Consider the following 3,611-nt stretch of genomic DNA (forward strand, 5'->3'; position numbering starts at 1 on the left):
GAGGTCTATACTCATGGAAAACCTCCCATTTCCCGATGTCCAAGAAATGGGAGGCAGTTCACTGTCCCCTTTGTGGTGGTTTTCGCTATCATGGACAACGTTGAATTTCTACGAAGGAGCAGGGCATATGGCGATTCTTTTGGGATGCGATTCCGTCAGCCTAGAGTTTCCCACCAAGCATATTTTCGATAGCGTTACGCTCGGCGTGGGCGAGGGCGACCGTATTGGTATTGTCGGTAAAAACGGCGACGGTAAGTCGACGCTGCTGAGCGTGCTCGCCGGCACGTTGGAGCCCGACGACGGCCGCGTGACGCACCGCCGCGACACGACGATTGGATTGCTCGGCCAAAAGGATAACCTGGTCGATACCGACACCGTGCATCATGCCGTCGTGGGCGACACGCCCGAGTATGAGTGGGCGTCGAGTCCGCGTACGCGCCAGATCCTCGCCGGCCTCATCAGCGATGTACCCTGGGAGGGCATGGAGGGCGAGCTCTCGGGCGGTCAGCGCCGTCGCGTGGACCTCGCGCGCCTGCTGATCGGCGACTACGACGTGCTCATGCTCGACGAGCCCACCAACCACCTGGACATGCGCACCATCAACTGGCTTGCGCGTCACTTAAAGGCCCGCTGGCAGCGCGGCCAGGGCGCCATGCTCGTGGTCACGCACGACCGCTGGTTCTTGGACGAGGTCTGCACCAGCATGTGGGAGGTCCACGACGGCCAGGTAGATCCCTTCGAGGGCGGCTACTCGGCATATATCCTGCAGCGCGTGGAGCGCGACCGCATGGCCGCCGTTACCGAGGAGCGCCGTCGCAACATGGCGCGCAAGGAGCTCGCGTGGCTGAGCCGCGGCGCCCAGGCGCGTTCCACCAAGCCCAAGTTTCGCGTTGAGGCTGCTCGCGAGCTGATCGCCGACGTACCGCCCGTGCGTGACGAGCTGGAGCTCAAGCGCCTTGCCGTGAGCCGCCTAGGCAAGCAGGTCATCGATGTCATCGACGTGGATGCCGGCTATGCGGATACCGATGGTGCGCCCAAGCAGGTGCTCACCGATGTGACCTGGCTCATCGGCGCGGGCGACCGCTATGGTCTTTTGGGCGAGAACGGCGCCGGCAAGTCGACCTTGCTCGACGTGATCCAGGGCAAGATTGAGCCCACGCGCGGCCGTGTGAAGATTGGCCAGACGGTGCGCTTTGGCGTTCTGTCGCAGCAGCTCGAGGAACTCGAGCCCTACATGGGTGACACGATCCGCGAGGTGCTCGGCAACTATAAGAAGTACTACGTCATCGACGGCAAGGAGACTTCGCCCGAGAAGCTTTGCGAGCGCCTGGGCTTTACGACACAGCAGCTCTGGAGTCGCATCGGCGATCTTTCGGGCGGCCAGCGCCGTCGCCTGTCGCTGCTGCTGACGATCCTGGACGAGCCCAACGTGCTTATCCTGGACGAGCCCGGCAACGACCTGGATACCGACATGCTCGCGATTGTCGAGGACCTGCTCGACGGCTGGCCCGGCACGCTGATCCTGGTGACGCACGACCGCTTCTTGATGGAGCGCGTGACCGACCAGCAGTGGGCGCTGCTCGACGGCCACCTGACGCATATGCCCGGCGGCGTGGACCAGTACCTGCGCCTGTGCAACGCTACCGCCGAGGGCGAGCCCGTGGGTGCGCCGAGCGCCAAGACCGGCACGTTTGACACCGGTGCCGCGGCGGCTGCGGCCGAAAAGCCCAAGTCGAGCGGCCAGCCCAATGGCCTTTCCAACGCCGAACGCCAGAAGCTTCGCCGCGAGGTGAGCTCGCTCGAGCGCAAAATGGAGACGCAGCGCGCCCGCGTTGAGGAGGCCGAGGCAGCAATGGCCCAGGTCGATCCCACCAACTACACGGCGCTGGGCGAGCAGCAGGCAAAGATCGACGAGGCCCACGCCGCCATGGACGAGTTGGAGATGGCGTGGCTCGAGGCGAGCGAGAAGCTCGAGGGCGAGGAGTAGGCGAGGATGATCAAGGCCGCGTTTTTCGATATCGACGGTACGCTGCTGAGCTTTAAGACCCATCGGATTCCGGCGTCGGCGCAGCAGGTGCTCGACAGCTTTCGCGAGCAGGGGATCGCGTGCGTGATCGCCACGGGCCGTCCGACCTACCAGATGCCGGACTGGCTGTTCGACCTGGGCTGGGATGCGTACATCACGCTTTCGGGTCAGCACTGTTTTGATGCCAAGGGCGTTTACCGCAGCTGCCCGATCGATTCGGACGACGTCGCGGCGATTGTGGACCAGGTGGCGCAGGGGCGCTACGACTCGCTGTGCATGCAGGGCGAGAATTCGTTTGTGAACCGCCTGTCCGAGCGCGTGGTGACGGCTGGCAGTAACGCGGGGATTGTCTACCATGAGGAGCCGTTTGAGCACGCCTTTGACGCGCCGGTCTACCAGTTTTGCGCCTTTGTTGATCCGGCCGACGAGCATATCGTGACCGATTCCGTGTCGCATTCGCTCACTACGCGCTGGTGCGATCTGTTCTGCGATATTATTCCCGCTAACGGCGGCAAGGACCTGGGCGTGGCGGCGACGCTGGAGCGCTTGGGCATCGACGCGAGCGAGGCGATCGCCTTTGGCGACGGCGAGAACGACCTGTCGATGTTCTCGGCCGTGGGCACAAGTGTGGCCATGGGCAACGCGCAGGATACCGTGAAGGCCGCGGCGACCTACGTTACGACCGCCGTAGACGACGACGGCATTTACAGCGCCGCCAAGCACTTTGGGCTACTGTAGCTGCGGCCGGCACTTAGGGACGTTCCTTTTCTGCCGGCAGCTGGGGACACTCCTTGCGGGGCGTCCCCATTTTGTTTTCGTCCCGCATGTTTTGTGAAACACGGCTAACTTTTAGGCAAAGTAGTAAGACATGGGCAACTTTTGCGGTAAAGTAAATCAAGCAAAAGTATCCAAAGGCTAACTAGAAGCCATCGCGAAAGGCGGCCCATGGCCCTGCGTGAATCCGGAGAAGACTATCTCGAATCGATCTACGTTCTATCGGAACGTCAGGGCATCGTGCGCTCGATCGACGTTGCCGAATACTTGGGCGTAACCAAAGCAAGCGTCTCTAAAGCCATGGCGGCCTTGGAGAGCACCGGCTACGTGGAGATGGGCAAACGCGACGTGCATCTGACGGAACGCGGTCTTGAGGTTGCCCGTCAAATGTGGGAGCGCCACTGCTTTTTTGTAGGTCTGCTAGAGGACGCAGGCGTAACGCCCGAGGTCGCGTCGCAAGAGGGCTGCCACATGGAGCACTGCCTGAGCGAGGAGAGCTTCGAGAAGCTAAGATCGATGCTGAGACGGGAAGATGTAGCGGGTCCAACAACAGAAGCCTAACTGACCCACAGTAGCGCGGAGTTCACGCAAAGCGCGAACCAGCGACCGGGACCAGCGGCCCTTTCGGCCAAGTCCATTTCAGCAAAGGAACCCCGCCAGCAAGCGATGCCCAAGAACCGCCAGCTGTGTCAATGCAGGCCGGGGCCGGGCTTGGTTTTGAAAACACTCCGCAGCGCGAGGCCCGCCTTTCCGTTGCTCCGCAGGAGCAAGAAAGACGGGCCTCATGCGCGAGGACGTTTTCAAAACCAAG

At 62.2% G+C, this 3,611-nt stretch carries 3 protein-coding genes; all 3 read left to right on the forward strand.

Annotation, left to right across the window (positions count from 1 at the left end; all coding sequences use genetic code 11):
- Positions 1-127: 127 nt before the first annotated feature.
- Positions 128-1,987 carry an ABC-F family ATP-binding cassette domain-containing protein gene (locus tag AQ996_RS09375; RefSeq protein WP_055252665.1) on the forward strand — a complete coding sequence of 620 codons (1,860 nt, stop codon included), beginning with the start codon at positions 128-130 and terminating at the stop codon, positions 1,985-1,987.
- 6 nt (positions 1,988-1,993) lie between these two features.
- Complete coding sequence (locus AQ996_RS09380; RefSeq protein WP_055252667.1) at positions 1,994-2,764, forward strand: Cof-type HAD-IIB family hydrolase; 771 nt, start codon at positions 1,994-1,996, stop codon at positions 2,762-2,764.
- 207 nt (positions 2,765-2,971) lie between these two features.
- A complete protein-coding gene (locus tag AQ996_RS09385; protein WP_055252669.1) occupies positions 2,972-3,361 on the forward strand; it encodes a metal-dependent transcriptional regulator in 390 nt (129 codons plus the stop codon).
- Positions 3,362-3,611 lie beyond the last annotated feature (250 nt).

This window comes from Collinsella aerofaciens, from assembly GCF_001404695.1.
GTDB lineage: Bacteria > Actinomycetota > Coriobacteriia > Coriobacteriales > Coriobacteriaceae > Collinsella > Collinsella aerofaciens_E.

Excerpts from the sequence above, each read along its gene's own strand:
- AQ996_RS09375 (WP_055252665.1), top strand. The coding sequence starts at position 128 with ATGGCGATTCTTTTGGGATGCGATTCCGTCAGCCTAGAGTTTCCCACC.
- AQ996_RS09380 (WP_055252667.1), top strand. The coding sequence starts at position 1,994 with ATGATCAAGGCCGCGTTTTTCGATATCGACGGTACGCTGCTGAGCTTT.
- AQ996_RS09385 (WP_055252669.1), top strand. The coding sequence starts at position 2,972 with ATGGCCCTGCGTGAATCCGGAGAAGACTATCTCGAATCGATCTACGTT.